This is a genomic window from Nostoc sp. (genome assembly GCF_036917935.1).
Taxonomy (GTDB): Bacteria; Cyanobacteriota; Cyanobacteriia; order Cyanobacteriales; family Nostocaceae; genus Nostoc.
Window position 1 is genome coordinate 163,690 of the sequence record NZ_JBALEL010000054.1, and the last position, 13,550, is coordinate 177,239.

Genomic DNA, 13,550 nt, shown 5'->3' on the forward strand with positions numbered 1-13,550 from the left:
ATAGCGAATACTGAGTATATAGAGGATCAGATCCCCGACTTCCTGAAGAAGTCGGGGATCTTTTTGTTTGTAACTCATTTGGGATTGCTATATGTGGGAAATTAACTAGCTGTCTTTAAGCAATGCCCCAGACATTTTTTCAGAGCAAATACACAAATCAGCAAAGAAATCAACTACTTTAAGACAACGTTTTGAATTACCTATTTTCAGTCAAAGGAAATACTTTTGTTTCGCTAAATCCTCTATATGTAAAAATAGATGAAATGCACGCCGCAAAGCTATTGCCAACAATGGTATTGGCAATTTAGTTGGGTAGGTGCGCGTAGGTAAAATTCCCTTGGGCAAAAGTTTTTTGGGGAAGCGATCGCACAATAACTGCCAAATGTAACGGATTGCAACGTATAATGAGAACGATAAAACGGTTAAGAAATATTGAAGAGCAGTAGGGTTACATGCGAGTAGCGATCGCGGGAGCGGGACTAGCAGGACTTTCCTGCGCGAAATATCTCACGGACGCAGGTCACACACCCATTGTCTTGGAACGTCGAGACGTTCTAGGCGGTAAAGTGGCCGCGTGGAAAGATGCTGATGGAGACTGGTACGAAACAGGCCTGCACATCTTTTTTGGGGCATATCCCAATATGTTGCAGTTATTCAAAGAACTGGACATTGAAGATCGGTTGCAGTGGAAAGAACACACAATGATCTTCAACCAGCCGGATGCACCAGGTACTTACAGTCGCTTTGATTTCCCAGATTTGCCGGCACCAATTAATGGTATAGTGGCAATTCTGCGAAACAACGACATGCTGACATGGCCAGAAAAAATCCGCTTTGGCATCGGCTTATTGCCGGCCATGATTCAGGGGCAAAAGTACGTTGAAGAAATGGACAAATATTCCTGGACAGATTGGCTGCGTAAACAGAACATTCCAGAACGGGTCAATAAAGAAGTTTTTATTGCCATGGCCAAGTCGCTGAACTTCATCGGGCCAGATGAAATTTCGGCAACCATTCTTTTAACGGCCCTCAATCGTTTCCTCCAGGAAAAAAATGGCTCGAAAATGGCCTTTCTGGATGGTTCGCCAACAGAACGATTGTGTCATCCCCTAGTAGATTACATCACCGAACGCGGCGGAGAAGTACGCTTGAATGCCCCCTTAAAAGAGATTTTGCTGAACGCCGATGGTAGCGTGAAAGGATACTTGATTCGAGGATTGAATGGGGAAGAGGATGAAGTTTTCACGGCGGATTTGTATGTATCCGCCATGCCGGTTGACCCTCTGAAGGTGATTTTGCCAGCACCTTGGAAACTTATGGAGTTTTTCCAAAAGCTAGACGGGTTGGAAGGCGTGCCTGTGATTAACGTGCATTTGTGGTTTGATCGTAAACTTACACAAATTGATCACTTGCTATTTTCGCGATCGCCCCTCCTCAGCGTTTATGCTGATATGAGCAATACCTGCCGTGAATACGCCAACCCCAATCGCTCAATGCTGGAATTAGTTCTAGCCCCGGCAAAAGATTGGATTGCCAAATCCGATGAGGAGATTGTGGCCGCAACTATTGCCGAGTTAGAAAAACTCTTCCCCGATCACTTTGGGGGAGACAATCCAGCAACATTGCTGAAATCTCATGTGGTGAAAACGCCCCGTTCAGTTTACAAAGCGACCCCTGGTCGTCAACAGTACCGTCCCTCGCAAACAACCCCCATTACTAACTTCTATCTCAGCGGGGATTACACCATGCAACGCTACCTAGCCAGTATGGAAGGTGCCGTACTTTCTGGTAAGCTGACAGCGCAGGCGATTTCTGAGGCCCTCCCGGTAGCAAATTCCTCAAACCTGCAAACGCTCACCCGACCGCCCGCAACGAATGCTGCAACTGCCTGATTCCCCCCCGCGCATGAAAACGCTGGTCTCTGTAGACGAGTCATACAAACTTTGTCGGCATCTCACAGCAAAGTATGCCAAGACTTTTTACCTGGGTACTTTGCTGATGAATCCGGTAAAACGTCAATCTATTTGGTCAATTTACGCTTGGTGTCGCCGTACAGATGAATTGGTGGATGGCCCCGCATCTGCTATTACCACGCCAGAAACCCTAGACCTATGGGAACAGCAGCTGGAATCGATTTTTGCGGGACGCCCATTAGAAAATTACGATGTAGCTTTAGTTGATACCCTCCAGCGCTTTCCGATGGACATTCAGCCCTTTCGGGATATGATTGCCGGTCAGCGCATGGACTTATATCGCAGTCGTTATGAAACCTTTGAGGATTTATACCTCTACTGTTACCGCGTTGCTGGCACTGTCGGCTTAATGTCAACAGCGGTTATGGGTGTCGATAGCACCATATACACAGCACCGTGGCGGCAGAACAAACAACCTTATCTTCCCATAGAAGAAGCGATCGCTCTCGGAATTGCCAATCAACTCACTAATATCCTGCGGGATGTGGGAGAAGATGCCAAGCGGGGGCGGATCTACATTCCCCTTGAGGACTTGGCAAAATTCAACTATACCGAGCAAGACTTCTTCAAAGGTGTGGTAGACGATCGTTGGCGGGCATTGATGCGCTTTCAAATTGACCGCGCCCGCCAATTTTACACCACATCCGACCAGGGAATTACTTATTTAGCATCCGATGCCCGTTGGCCCGTATGGGCGGCATCGATGCTGTACGGTCAAATTTTAGAGGTGATTGAACGCAACGATTACGATGTATTCAGTCAGCGGGCTTACGTCCCCCAGTGGAAAAAGTTACGCACCTTGCCCATAGCTTGGATGCGATCGCAAGTCCTTTGAGCAATTAGTCATTTGTCCTCGTCGTTACAAATGACAAATGACAAATGACTATTGACTCTTCCCAACAAACCTGCTACCATTATTATTCGTGAGTCAGGAGAGGTGGCTGAGTGGTCGAAAGCGGCAGATTGCTAATCTGTTGTACGGCAGGCAACTCCGTACCGAGGGTTCGAATCCCTCCCTCTCCGTTTTTCAGCCTTTGATACACCGAGTATATTCTGTGTACAAAAATAAATATTAATGCCGGGGTAAATACTTCTACTCCCAAAGATGGATGATATGATTTATCCTTTGGAGTCTAGAGTAAGATCCAGCTAAGTTACAAATCTAGTTTGAATCTTATTTTTAGGCTCCTAAATATCTGAGGAGTGAAAGTAATTTATGAGAAAACTTAGCGCCGCTTTAACCTTCAGTATAGCTACCCTAGCAACTGGGTTGCTAGTTGGGGGTTGTGGTGATACCAGTACCCCTAATGGCACAGCTAACAGTGGAAGTACCGCTACCCCAGCGGCATCAACTACTACAACCAGTGGTAAAGGACTAAAAATTGGTTCCCTACTACCGACAACAGGCGACTTAGCTTCTGTGGGACAGCAGATGCTAGGTTCCGTCCCTTTATTAGTCGATACGGTCAACGCTTGCGGTGGGGTGAATGGCGAACCTGTTAGCTTGGTGCAAGTAGACGACCAAACCGACCCGAAAGCTGGAGCTGCGGGTATGACCAAACTAGCAACCTTGGACAAAGTGGCCGGTGTAGTTGGCTCCTTTGCCAGCAGCGTTTCTAGTGCAGCAGTCTCCATTGCCACACCGAATAAAGTCATGCTGGTTTCTCCTGGTAGTACCAGTCCCGTCTTTACTGAAAAAGCCCAAAAAGGTGACTTCAAAGGCTTTTGGGCGCGTACAGCCCCCCCCGATACCTACCAAGCACTAGCTTTAGCCCAACTTGCCAGAAAAAAAGGTTTCAAGCGAGTTTCTACAGTCGTGATTAATAACGACTATGGCGTTGGTTTTGAAAAAGCATTCGTGCAAACCTTTGAAAAATTGGGGGGAACCATCGTTAATAAAGATAAGCCTGTCCGCTACGATCCGAAAGCCCAGACATTTGATACAGAAGCGGCTGCTGCTTTTGCTGGTAAACCAGATGCAGTTCTGGCTGTACTCTACGCGGAAACTGGTAGTCTGTTTTTGAAAGCCGCCTATCAGCAAGGTGTGGCGAAGGGAATACAGATTTTGTTGACAGATGGGGTAAAATCACCTACTTTTCCAGAACAAGTTGGCAAAGGCAGTGATGGTAAATATATTTTAACTGGAGCGATCGGTACAGTACCTGGTTCCGATGGTAAAGCATTAGAAGCTTTCAACAAGCTGTGGAAGGATAAAAAGGGTGGTGCGCCAGGGGAATACGCTCCTCAAGCTTGGGATGCGGCTGCTTTATTGACATTGGCGGCACAAGCTGCTAAAGAAAATACAGGCGTTGCTATAGCCAGCAAAATCCGTGAAGTTGCTGATGGGCCTGGTACAGAAGTTACTGATGTCTGCGAGGGACTGAAATTACTTAAAGATGGTAAAAAGATTAACTACCAAGGAGCCAGCGGCAACGTAGATGTTGATGCTAACGGCGATGTTGTCGGTGTATACGATGTTTGGACAGTAGGGGACGATGGCACAATCAAGGTGATTGACAAAGTTACCCCTAAGTAGAAACTTAGGAGTTAGGAGTTATGAATTTAATCTTAATAATTCCTAACTCCTAACTCCTAATTCTTAAAGCCCACTGAAGTTGTAACCAACTCCTAACAATAAGCCCACATCAGTTTCATCGAAAAATCCGGCATTCACAGCAGCCGTTGCCGTAAATTGAGAAGTTAGGGGCACATCAATGCCAGCAGATGCCAAAAAAGCAATTTGCGAATTATCACCAGTTTTGTAAGCTGCACCCACTCCGATGTAAGGAGCGATCGCTAATGGTTCGCTAAAAGCATCTGCTGATTTGAAAGTAAAATCGTAGGTGATAGGAACTAGAACTGTGGTGTTGTTCCCAAATATGGCTGAGGGTCGCACCGAGATAGAATTTGTCAGTCCGATTTTGCTGACTACCGCAAAGTTACCGTCGCCCAAAGACGTGTCACCACCATTCAAACCAATGTTAGCAGCGACGCCAAGATAGCTGCTACCACCACGGGTAGTTCTACCTAAATCAATATCCGATTGCGCCACTTTGGGAGCAGAGGGTTGAACAGTAGTTTGAGAAGTCGGTTGTACAAACTCAGAGGTGAGTGTCGCAGATGAGGTTGCGACTGTGCCTGGAACGGGTGTGGGTGTTACACTGGCATTTTCCTGTATCGCAGTGTTAGGTAACTGGTGTACCTTAGTTAAATTTGTGACTGTAAAAGTTTCAGTTGTTTCTTTAGAGAGATTTTGGCTTGCAGTGTCGAGTTCTGGACTAAACTCGTTGGGAGACGCTACGGTTGCGGAAGATTCGGTTAATGGTTGACTGCTCACCTTGTCTACTGTCTGGGCGCTTGCAGATAAGCCGCTACTCAGGAATGCAACAGCAGCTATACTTGGCAACCAAAAAACACCTTTACGAAGAAAAATAGTATTCACATTCACTCCTAAAACAATGTTGCCACGAAAAATAAAGGTTTTTGTTGATTTAAGTCAACAAATTCGGGCAATACTCAAAATTTAACATCAAAAAATCGGTTTTACACCCTGAATTTACTTGATTTCTCTAGTTAATATTTACTAGCAAAAAATTAAATACTATAGCAATCCTGAATCATTTGTGAGAAACAAAATACCCGGCTTCTCAAAGAACTCAGGTATCTGTGGGTTACAATTTTCACAATTAAATAAGATTGCTATATATTCTGAATATCCTCAATTTGACAGATGACATTAAGCAAAAAGACTATTTGTTAAGGAGGTGATCGGGATTGCGATCTCTCCCATGTTCGCGCAGCGTCTCGCAGAGAAGGGAAGAGGTTTTCTTCCAGCACAGCTTCCTTGCCGTTAAAGGCGGCTTGATTGTGAAGTGATATTACGAAGCTTGCAAAAATATTTAGAAATTGCCGACAAGTCAAACATAGTTCTAACGTAGAACCTATTAGGAGAGACTTGAGGCAAATGTGATGAGCGGAAATAATATTCAAAAGTATCGGTTTGTCTGTACCCTGACTTTCGGTGATATCTACGGTCAAATAATTGTTTGGTTAATTACAATTACCCTAAGTTTGGCATCAGCTTTGGCGCTGATGGGTGCCAAGCGACCCGTGTACGCTTTAGCAACGGCGGGTCTCGTCGTTCTGCTATCGCTACCTTTCTTGTTGTTTGCGTTTGTCACTACTTTGTTAAATCATATTGAAGTTAGTCCTGTAGGGCCGGGAACCAAAATGGAACCTATACCAGGTAATGTGTCTCAGCAACAACCTGTACAAGCAACTAGCTAAAGAGTTAGGAGTTATGAGTCACTCCATCTGTGCCATAACTCTTCATTTTTAACTTTTCACTCCTTAATTTCAAAATGTGTCATAACATCCCTGTCTATAGGCAGGGAATTTTTTTGTAGAGATGCTACTGTCGCAACGCACTACCTGATTAATCACGTCTCTACAATAGAACAGCAGTTGTTTGCAGTCGGGGCTAAATATGCTGGAACATGATGTGATTATTGTCGGGGGTGGATTGGCGGGATGTCGCGCTGCTGTGGAAATTGCCCGCACCGACCCTAGTTTAAATATTGCTGTGGTTGCCAAAACCCACCCAATTCGTTCCCACTCGGTTGCGGCTCAAGGTGGTATGGCTGCGTCGCTGAAAAATGTTGATTCGGAGGATAGTTGGGAAGCACATGCTTTCGATACTGTCAAGGGTTCTGATTATTTGGCAGACCAAGATGCTGTGGCAATTCTCGCTCAGGAAGCGCCAGATGTGGTAATTGACTTGGAACATATCGGCGTTTTGTTCTCTCGTTTACCCGATGGGCGCATTGCCCAACGAGCTTTTGGGGGACATTCCCACAACCGCACTTGCTATGCCGCTGACAAGACCGGTCACGCGATTTTGCACGAATTGGTGAATAATTTGCGGCGTTATGGGGTGCAAGTTTATGAAGAATGGTATGTAATGCGTCTCATTTTGGAGGAAAATGAGGCGAAGGGTGTGGTAATGTTCCATCTTTTGGATGGACATATAGAGGTGGTGCGGGCTAAGGCGGTGATGTTTGCCACTGGGGGTTATGGTCGCGTTTATAACACTACCTCTAATGATTACGCTTCTTCGGGTGATGGTTTGGCAATGACTGCGATCGCCGGTTTGCCCCTCGAAGATATGGAATTTGTGCAGTTTCATCCCACTGGTTTATATCCGGTAGGGGTGCTGATTTCAGAAGCGGTACGGGGAGAAGGGGCGTATCTGATTAATAGTGAAGGCGATCGCTTTATGGTGAATTATGCACCTAGTCGGATGGAACTAGCTCCTCGTGATATTACCTCACGAGCGATCGCTTACGAAATTCGCGCCGGACGTGGTATTCATCTCGATGGAACTGCTGGAGGCCCCTTTGTTTATCTCGATCTACGCCATCTGGGTAAAGAAAAAATTATGAGTCGCGTTCCCTTCTGCTGGGAAGAAGCCCATCGTCTAGTAGGCGTTGACGCGGTAACTCAACCTATGCCAGTCCGCCCGACAATTCACTATTGTATGGGTGGTATACCAGTTAACACTGATGGTCAAGTTCGTAGTAGTGGCGATGGTTTTGTTGATGCTTTCTTTGCTGCGGGTGAAACATCTTGTGTTTCCGTACATGGTGCCAATCGCTTGGGGAGTAATTCACTGCTGGAGTGTGTAGTTTATGGTAAGAGAACTGGGGCTGCGATCGCCAAATTTGTGCAAAAACGTAAGTTACCCTCTGTAGATGAGCAACGGTATGTAACGGAAGCCCAGCAACAAATTCAAGCTTTGCTAGAACAACCAGGACAGTATCGCATTAACCAAGTCCGTGAAGCTTTTCAAGATTGTATGACTGAGTACTGTGGTGTTTTCCGCACTGAGGCATTAATGAGTGAAGGTTTGCAGAAACTAGAAGAAATACAACAAAAATACCCTCAAATTTATTTAGATGACAAAGGTAGTTGCTGGAATACGGAACTCGTGGAAGCCTTAGAATTGCGAAGTTTGATGGTAGTAGGACAGACAATTTTGGCATCAGCCCTAAATCGCCAAGAAAGTCGTGGCGCTCATTTCCGCGAAGATTATTCTCAGCGAGATGATGCTAACTTTCTCAAACACACAATGGCTTACTATTCACCAGCGGGAATTGAGATTCAATATCGACCGGTGGCGATTACTATGTTTGAACCAAAAGAGCGGAAGTATTAGCAAAGGATAAAGTATGAAAAATAAAAGCTGAAATACCTTATTTTTCATACTTAATTGATTTTATAAATTAGATGGGGTGTTGGATAATGACACACACTTGACTAAGGAATTAGAAATAGGTCAAGATATCCAACAAATTCTCTAAGACTAGGAACACTATTAGTAAGTTGTATATATAGAAACTCATAATCGAGATTAGATGCAAGTCGATTGAGTTGGTTCTCGCTTTTGTTATAACCTTTACCTACAAGATTATAAATCTGTTTCATATCATCGGAAGGTTTAGGTCTTGCTTCCATATCATCAGTCTTAGGGTTAAATCCAAAAGATTCTTGAATTCTCTCTGGCGTTAGGCTTGCATCTATTTTGATAAAATGATTATATTCTGCTAAAAACCATGTTTCTATTTCTATCACAGCAAGAACTATGTCTATAGAAATTGTTCCTGCTGGCAAAGAATAACGCAAACCAGTTATAAGCTTAGATTTTTGAGATATGGGTATTGGATAAACATGTCCTGACAATATTCCACTAAGTCTAATTTCATGTATTTTTAATTGTTCCAGGTAATATTTGTTAAAACTTATTTACAAGTTATACTAATTATGGTGATATGTACTTAATAATAGTCCATTAGCAAGGCTCATACTCAATTCTAATGCTATTCCTCTACATAAGTAAGTTCATCGCGAATTGACAGAGCAACAGGAACTACCCTCAAACATTCAAGATATGATTAGTCAGCAAAAAACCTACAGGGTTTTACGATCGCACCTACATAATCCGAGATTTAGCAGTAAGTGCAAAAATATTTTCTGTATGCCGTAAAATTCTTACTATAAAAACAAGATTTTTATTTAAAATATGAACGATTCACAAACTTGGTATATTGTCAAGCGTTCTGCTGGAAATTGCGAAATTATCCCCAGCGACCAAGTTGGCGATGATAATCTAGAGATTATAGAACAGTGGGGGCCTTTTAGTTCGCAAGAAGAAGCGATCGCTCGGCGGGTTGGACTTATTAGGGCTGGAAAGTGCCAACCAGTTTAAGTTAGTAGTTAGAAGTTGACAGTGACGGCCTTTATTCCTAACTCCTCACTATTCACTCCTAACTTTAATTCCTAACTCTTCATTTTTCTGCCGTGGGTGTACCCTTAGCAGTAATTTTTTTACCTATGACTTCCACTGCTTTAGCGAATTGAGGGTCTGCTAGGGTAGCAAGTTTATCACGTTCATGGAGCCACAATTCCTCCATCTGCTTTTTGGTCAAATCCACTTTCACATCTGGCGAAATGCCTTTGTGATTGATATCTGTACCATTGGGGGTATAGTAATGAGCAATTGTCACCGCCAATCCTGAACCATCTTCCAGGGGACGCACCGATTGCACTAGTCCCTTACCAAAGGTTTGAGTACCGACCAAAGTAGCACGCTTATTATCCTGCAAAGCCCCTGAGAGGATTTCACTGGCACTAGCTGAACCTTTGTCTACCAGTACCACCAACGGTTTATTTGTCAAGGCTCTTCCGTTTGCCTCTTCTTTTTCTGCCTCTCCTTGGCGTTCAACGGTGGAGACAATCTTACCTTTATCTATCCACATCCGGGCAATATCAACACTAGAGAAGAGTAAGCCGCCTGGATTACCACGCAGATCAAGGATATATCCAGCTACCCGTTTGCTTTCTAAATCTTTGATGGCAATTTGCATTTCTTTGCCAGCATTGGCGCTGAACTGGTTCAAGCGGATGTAACCAAGATTTCCCGCTGGGGTTTTCTTTTGAGAAAATTTAACTGGATGGATTTCAATTCGCGCCCGTTTGATGTCAAACTGTTTTGTCTTACCGTCACGCTCAATTGTCAAGCTGACTTGAGATCCTGCTTCACCTCTAATCAAGGATACTGCCTGATTGGTATCCATCCCCTTAGTGTCTTTGCCGTCAATTTTGAGGATGATATCTTTTGCCAAAACACCAGCTTTAAAGGCTGGTGTATCTTCAATTGGCGCAATTACAACCAACTGCTTGGTTTTTTCATCCTGACTAATGGTGATCCCAATGCCTGTCAATTCTCCAGAGGTATCCACTTGCATATTCTTAAATTCCGCTGGGTCCATAAACCGGGTATATGGGTCTTCTAGCTTTTTCAGCATTTCCCGAATGGACTTATACGCATCCTGCGGATTACTGTAGGACTTGCTCAAGTATTCCTTGCGAACAGCCTGCCAATCTACCTGATTAAAAGTACCGTCTACATATTGGCGTTGAACAATTTGCCAAACTTCATCTACTAATTCTTTAGGACTTGCTTTAAATAAAGCCTGACCTCGCGAGTGAATGCCAAGGCTAGTAACAGCGATCGTGGAGAGTGTAACTGCCGTAGCACCCAAAACAAGCCTACTTTTTGTAATCACCATAATGACAGCTGCGTCAGAGGGAAAATATATAGTCAGTATGCTCAATCTAACACAGGCTACCACTGTACAGACGGAGTATGTATTTCTAATTTAAACAAAATACTTGACAATCTGCCGAATTTGAGGATTGGGCATTGGGAATGGGGCATGGGGCATTGGTTATTCTCCTTGTCTCCCTCATCTTCCTCTGCTTCCCCTGCCCCTCTGCTCCCTTTATGGTTCTACCCAGCGTTCATCTGCCTTAATGAGGTTAATTAATTCCTCTACACCTTTATCTTCTGGGACTTTTTTAATTTCTTCTCGACCACGATACAAAGAAATGTAACCAGGGGTTTTGCCAACATAACCATAGTCGGCATCTGCCATTTCTCCGGGGCCATTGACAATGCAACCCATAACTGCAATGTCTAGCCCAGTTAAGTGTTTAGTGGCTTCCCGAACTTTGTGCAGCACTTCCTCTAGGTTAAACAAAGTGCGTCCACAGGAAGGACAAGCGACGTATTCCACCATCGTTTTTCGCAATCCCAAAGCTTGGAGAATGCTGTAACAGACGGGAATTTCTTTTTCTGGTGCTTCTGTTAGTGAGACGCGAATTGTATCACCAATGCCATCAGCAAGTAAGGTAGCAATACCAGCCGTGGATTTAATTCGCCCGTATTCACCATCACCGGCTTCCGTAACGCCTAAATGTAACGGGTAATCCATACCCAGGTCATCCATGCGCTTGGCAATGAGGCGATAGGCGGCTAGCATCACAGGTACTCGTGAGGCTTTCATGGAAATTACCAAGTTGCGGAAATCCAAAGATTCACAAATACGGATGAATTCTATGGCAGATTCCACCATTCCTTCTGGGGTGTCACCGTAGGTAAATAGCATCCTTTCAGCGAGGGAACCGTGATTTACCCCAATTCGCATCGATTTACCTTGATCTCGCAAAGAAACTACTAGAGGTTCTAGGGTTTCGCGGATTTTATCGCCAATTTCGTCAAATTCGGTTTTAGTATACTCAGTTCGATTGATGTTTGGCTTTTCAAAGACATACAAGCCCGGATTAATCCGCACTTTCTCAATATGTTTGGCGACTTCCACAGCGATTTTTAGCCCATTGTGATGGACATCAGCCACTACTGGCACGTCTTGGTAAGTTTTAATTAATTTTTGTTTAATTTCTGCTAAAGCTTTAGCATGAGCCATACTCGGCACTGTGACGCGGACAATTTCGCAGCCTATTTCGTGCAGACGACGAATACCAGCCACGGAACCATCAATATCAAGAGTGTCTTCGTTAATCATTGACTGCACCACAACGGGGTAGACGCCGCCAATGGTGACATTTCCCACCTTTACGGGACGGGTTTTACGCCGCTTAATAGTTGTATCAAAGGTGGCTTGAGTTGATGTGATGCTTGAAGTGTTGACTGTGGGCAGAGTTTGCATAACCTGATTAGGTAAATTTGCTGTAGCTCAAATATCAGATTTAATAAATCTCTGTTTCCCAGATTGCCACAGCTAGCGCTTTTTTGGACGATTAATATAGAAAAAAATGGAGAATGAGGCAGGGAAAGAAACAAAGGGCAATTGAGGAGTTTTGCTCTTTTGTAAAGATATGCTGCTTAAAAATCCTTTTAAGTGAGTAGTTTGAGTAGCGATCGCTTTAACCCGCCTAAGTTGCGATGCTCCTAGATTTACAAACATCAGATATCAGCCACTTTTACTAGAATGGCACTAATAAAAGATACAGCCCTTGCCCTGACTGGTTCCCAGACTATAGGCTGGGAACTAGTCAGGGAGGCTCCGCCTCCAGTAGCTTGACGAGAGGCAGAGCCTCTTTGAATACATTCCCAGCCTCCAGGCTGGGAACGAGGCGACACAAGCCTATGGGCTTTTTTTAGTGCCATTCCGCTTTGACTATACCTCCGTATTTATGGGAGAAAACATATTGACCAGATTCTAAACCAGTGGCATATTCCTCTAGCCAGTTCTGAAAATTTGAAGCGACGAGTTCTCTCTTGCCGTCATCGTGCCACATCTGAATAATTTGTCCAACTTTGCCACCTTTAGCAGGAGCTAAGTCTAGACAATCATGGTTGCCAGCACCGTCATAGGTTAGTGGTATCCATAACGGACTCCACCAATCTGTACAAATTCCTATTCCTGGTTCTGGCTGACTTTCACAACCATCGAAATTACCTCCGTCTAGAAGTTCCTTCCAAACTTGCCATTCATCTTGAATACGTTCAAGAGATAGAAATTCTCGTCCATTAATCAGCCCATAATCGTAGCCTGATTGTCCATTATGGATACGGTAAGAACTCTTGACATCATCAGGAAACTGTATCAGCAGAGCGTCTTCTACTGCCTTGATCTGACTCTCTGATGCTCCAGGGTTCCATGTATCAAGAACTTGTGGAGCATTAGCTTTGAGCCAGAATTCTATTCTTGTCCAAATTTCCTGCATACTTTGTTTTGCCTTATGGTTGGTTTACAGATGAGTGGTTAGATCAACGGTTGACGATGTTGCGAAGTTTGGATGAGAGCGATAACTTCGTTAAACTTCGTTAAGCTTCACTAACGCTAAATTTTGTTTTTAATAATACAAATATACTATTAAATAAATAAGATGAGGAGCGATCGCCCCTACCACGAGCTAAATTAGACTTATCACCAAATTCTTTGACGGCCATGCTAGAAAAAACATCTACATTCCAGAAAGCCATAGAAGCGGTAGAAGCATTAGATCCAGAAGCTCAGGCTATTCTTGTAGATATTATCCAAAAGCGCCTCAAACAACAGCGACGGGATGACTTATTAAAGGCGGTTGCAGAAGCTCGTGAAGCCTATGCTAAAGGGGAAGTACGTAGTGGAACTGTTGCTGATTTAATGGCGGAGTTGGATGATTGATGCAACTGCTATGGAGTGCAAGATTTATTCGAGATTTTAAGCGTTT

General features: G+C 44.1%; 13 protein-coding genes and 1 tRNA gene. 8 read left to right on the plus strand and 6 right to left on the minus strand.

Translation table 11 applies throughout. The features are described 5' to 3' along the window. The first annotated feature begins 452 nt into the window (after window positions 1-452). From pds to V7K62_RS23950, 4 genes are all read left to right on the plus strand, one after another. Window positions 453-1,892 (plus strand): 15-cis-phytoene desaturase, encoded by a 1,440-nt coding sequence (gene pds / locus V7K62_RS23935; RefSeq protein WP_334868445.1) that lies wholly within the window; start codon window positions 453-455, stop codon window positions 1,890-1,892. Continuing rightward, on the plus strand, window positions 1,876-2,808 hold the full coding sequence (gene crtB / locus V7K62_RS23940) for a 15-cis-phytoene synthase CrtB (protein WP_334868447.1): 933 nt from the start codon (window positions 1,876-1,878) through the stop codon (window positions 2,806-2,808). The genes pds and crtB overlap by 17 nt, the downstream gene beginning before the upstream one ends. A gap of 96 nt (window positions 2,809-2,904) precedes the next feature. Beyond that, window positions 2,905-2,996 (plus strand) — tRNA-Ser (locus V7K62_RS23945). A gap of 193 nt (window positions 2,997-3,189) precedes the next feature. Next, the gene (locus V7K62_RS23950) at window positions 3,190-4,509 is read left to right on the plus strand and encodes an ABC transporter substrate-binding protein (RefSeq protein ID WP_334868449.1); all 1,320 of its coding nucleotides are present in this window, start codon (window positions 3,190-3,192) and stop codon (window positions 4,507-4,509) included. A gap of 63 nt (window positions 4,510-4,572) precedes the next feature. Here V7K62_RS23950 and V7K62_RS23955 read toward each other — a convergent pair whose 3' ends face one another. Then, the gene (locus tag V7K62_RS23955) at window positions 4,573-5,415 is read right to left on the minus strand and encodes a hypothetical protein (protein WP_334868451.1); all 843 of its coding nucleotides are present in this window, start codon (window positions 5,413-5,415) and stop codon (window positions 4,573-4,575) included. A 527-nt stretch (window positions 5,416-5,942) separates the two neighbouring features. Here V7K62_RS23955 and V7K62_RS23960 point away from each other — a divergent pair. Together V7K62_RS23960 and V7K62_RS23965 are read left to right on the plus strand one after the other, a co-directional pair. Then, complete coding sequence (locus V7K62_RS23960; RefSeq protein WP_265276097.1) at window positions 5,943-6,260, plus strand: hypothetical protein; 318 nt, start codon at window positions 5,943-5,945, stop codon at window positions 6,258-6,260. Between the two features lie 199 nt (window positions 6,261-6,459). Beyond that, the gene (locus V7K62_RS23965) at window positions 6,460-8,187 is read left to right on the plus strand and encodes a succinate dehydrogenase/fumarate reductase flavoprotein subunit (RefSeq protein WP_334868453.1); all 1,728 of its coding nucleotides are present in this window, start codon (window positions 6,460-6,462) and stop codon (window positions 8,185-8,187) included. 101 nt (window positions 8,188-8,288) lie between these two features. On the opposite strand, the gene V7K62_RS23970 is transcribed toward V7K62_RS23965, so the two are convergent. Continuing rightward, window positions 8,289-8,711 (minus strand): hypothetical protein, encoded by a 423-nt coding sequence (locus V7K62_RS23970; protein WP_334868455.1) that lies wholly within the window; start codon window positions 8,709-8,711, stop codon window positions 8,289-8,291. Window positions 8,712-9,051: 340 nt separating this feature from the next. Between V7K62_RS23970 and V7K62_RS23975 the strand changes: the two genes are divergently transcribed. Next, window positions 9,052-9,237, plus strand: coding sequence for a DDE transposase family protein (locus tag V7K62_RS23975; RefSeq protein ID WP_334868457.1), 186 nt, complete (start codon window positions 9,052-9,054; stop codon window positions 9,235-9,237). Between the two features lie 79 nt (window positions 9,238-9,316). Here the strand turns inward: V7K62_RS23975 and ctpC are convergent, their stop codons facing one another. The 4 genes from ctpC to V7K62_RS23995 all read right to left on the minus strand — a co-directional run bounded on the left by ctpC (window position 9,317) and on the right by V7K62_RS23995 (window position 13,061). Further along, complete coding sequence (ctpC, locus tag V7K62_RS23980) at window positions 9,317-10,600, minus strand: carboxyl-terminal processing protease CtpC (protein WP_334868459.1); 1,284 nt, start codon at window positions 10,598-10,600, stop codon at window positions 9,317-9,319. 213 nt (window positions 10,601-10,813) lie between these two features. Further along, window positions 10,814-12,040: a (E)-4-hydroxy-3-methylbut-2-enyl-diphosphate synthase gene (gene ispG, locus V7K62_RS23985; protein WP_334868461.1), complete on the minus strand. Its 1,227-nt coding sequence runs from the start codon at window positions 12,038-12,040 to the stop codon at window positions 10,814-10,816. Window positions 12,041-12,297: 257 nt separating this feature from the next. Beyond that, a complete protein-coding gene (locus V7K62_RS23990) occupies window positions 12,298-12,501 on the minus strand; it encodes a hypothetical protein (protein WP_334868463.1) in 204 nt (67 codons plus the stop codon). Next, a complete protein-coding gene (locus V7K62_RS23995) occupies window positions 12,492-13,061 on the minus strand; it encodes an SMI1/KNR4 family protein (protein WP_334868465.1) in 570 nt (189 codons plus the stop codon). Before V7K62_RS23995 ends, V7K62_RS23990 begins: the two co-directional genes overlap by 10 nt. Before the next feature lie 224 nt (window positions 13,062-13,285). Here V7K62_RS23995 and V7K62_RS24000 point away from each other — a divergent pair, with 224 nt between their 5' ends. Then, a complete protein-coding gene (locus tag V7K62_RS24000) occupies window positions 13,286-13,504 on the plus strand; it encodes a hypothetical protein (RefSeq protein WP_190955524.1) in 219 nt (72 codons plus the stop codon). The last annotated feature ends 46 nt before the right edge of the window (window positions 13,505-13,550 follow it).

Bases quoted from the DNA above. Each gene is read 5' to 3' on its own strand.
- pds (WP_334868445.1), top strand. From the start codon at position 453: ATGCGAGTAGCGATCGCGGGAGCGGGACTAGCAGGACTTTCCTGCGCG.
- crtB (WP_334868447.1), top strand. From the start codon at position 1,876: ATGCTGCAACTGCCTGATTCCCCCCCGCGCATGAAAACGCTGGTCTCT.
- V7K62_RS23950 (WP_334868449.1), top strand. From the start codon at position 3,190: ATGAGAAAACTTAGCGCCGCTTTAACCTTCAGTATAGCTACCCTAGCA.
- V7K62_RS23960 (WP_265276097.1), top strand. From the start codon at position 5,943: ATGAGCGGAAATAATATTCAAAAGTATCGGTTTGTCTGTACCCTGACT.
- V7K62_RS23965 (WP_334868453.1), top strand. From the start codon at position 6,460: ATGCTGGAACATGATGTGATTATTGTCGGGGGTGGATTGGCGGGATGT.
- V7K62_RS23975 (WP_334868457.1), top strand. From the start codon at position 9,052: ATGAACGATTCACAAACTTGGTATATTGTCAAGCGTTCTGCTGGAAAT.
- ctpC (WP_334868459.1), bottom strand. From the start codon at position 10,600: ATGGTGATTACAAAAAGTAGGCTTGTTTTGGGTGCTACGGCAGTTACA.
- ispG (WP_334868461.1), bottom strand. From the start codon at position 12,040: ATGCAAACTCTGCCCACAGTCAACACTTCAAGCATCACATCAACTCAA.
- V7K62_RS23990 (WP_334868463.1), bottom strand. From the start codon at position 12,501: ATGGCACTAAAAAAAGCCCATAGGCTTGTGTCGCCTCGTTCCCAGCCT.
- V7K62_RS23995 (WP_334868465.1), bottom strand. From the start codon at position 13,061: ATGCAGGAAATTTGGACAAGAATAGAATTCTGGCTCAAAGCTAATGCT.
- V7K62_RS24000 (WP_190955524.1), top strand. From the start codon at position 13,286: ATGCTAGAAAAAACATCTACATTCCAGAAAGCCATAGAAGCGGTAGAA.